The following is a 1,391-nucleotide window of genomic DNA, read 5'->3' on the forward strand; positions in this document are numbered from 1 at the left end:
CCTGAGATTCGGATGTGCTGATAGTCGAATTCTGCGCGGGCAGCGAACTTGTTGACGACGGGAACGTCAAAGCCGCCGCCAAGAATGTAAGAAGATCCTGAGTCATTGATACCAGAGGGTTTTTGCTTCACGCTGCCGATGCCCATATCGGCAACGGCATAGGGACGCAGGTGAAAGACAACAGGCAGGCGGACATCCAATCCGGCGCCAAAGAATGGCTCATTGACCACTGCACCGGTCGAAGCCCTATACCGGATGTTGACGCCCGGCTGAAACATTCCGAAATACCGGAACATGTAGTCTCCGCCAACCGTGTAGACGTTATTCCTGACGGGGCCGAAGTCTGTGCGTGCGCGCCCATAGGTGAAAAATGCATCGAGGTCACCACCGCGTTTTCTGCCGGCTGGGATGGCTTGTGCATTGGCGGGGAAAGAGGAAACAGCAAAAATCGAGATAACGGCTAGTACAGCTACAGCTAGCTTCGTTCGAACGTGCATTGAAGGACTCCGAAAAAAAGACGAATTTGGTCCAACGAACAGGGACAGCAGGTTAGAGATTCGTATGCAGTTGAAAATTCACTCCTGCGTACGATGCCCTAACAAGGCTGGGGGGCTGCTTTGGAGCTCAACGGTCGGATAGCAGGGGGCAGGCTGAAATCAGCCCGTAGGGACCTGCTGCGTCTATTGGAAGAGATTTTTCCTTGGAGCGCAAGAATAAAGTATTGAAAAATAGGGGTTCTCTTGCGCTGCATGAGACGGGAACGCAGGTGTTGAAGCGTACAACGGCTATTTTTTTAGCGGAACAGTTTGTTCATCGAACCGTAATACAGGTATGCTGAATGTACACAACAACAGCAACATAAGACGGAGACGACTTTGTACATGTCAGCCGCAATCATCGCATTCCGGGAATATCCCGGCGCTTGTCTGGCCCCTCAGGCCGGCATGACGGCGTGCTGTTGTTATTAGGGACCCCGTTCCTCTTCACACGCGAAAAAACGTAGCAAAAGTCAGTTAACGCATCAACAGACCCCAAACGTAGTCGTTTCACTACTTCAGGAGCCAGTCATGCGCATTACCCGCTTCTTCCGAAGCATCGTTGCATCTCTCTTTGTGTTGTTGACGGTGTCTCTGTCGGCACAGACCTTCCGCGGTGGTATCGCCGGAACGATTCTGGACAGCACCGGCGCAGTTGTTCCGCACGCCAAGATCACACTGCTCGGCCAGGACACCGGCATGAACCGTGAGACCGAGTCCACCGGCGACGGAACCTATTCTTTCCAGGACCTTCCGCTCGGCAAGTACACGGTGACGATCACCGCTGCCGGTTTCTCGGACACGAAGATCACAGACATCGCTACTCGCCCAGGCGAGGTGTACGCCCTGTCTCCC

General features: G+C 53.8%; 2 protein-coding genes. One reads left to right on the forward strand and one right to left on the reverse strand.

All coding sequences use genetic code 11. The features are described from left to right. A partial coding sequence (locus AB4043_RS25540; RefSeq protein ID WP_442308521.1) for a hypothetical protein occupies positions 1-497 on the reverse strand: 497 nt, incomplete at its 3' end. A gap of 570 nt (positions 498-1,067) precedes the next feature. On the opposite strand from AB4043_RS25540, the gene AB4043_RS25545 reads away from it, so the two are divergent. Continuing rightward, a partial coding sequence (locus AB4043_RS25545; protein ID WP_442308522.1) for a carboxypeptidase-like regulatory domain-containing protein occupies positions 1,068-1,391 on the forward strand: 324 nt, incomplete at its 3' end.

It is taken from the genome of Terriglobus sp. YAF25 (assembly GCF_052113305.1).
GTDB lineage: Bacteria > Acidobacteriota > Terriglobia > Terriglobales > Acidobacteriaceae > Terriglobus.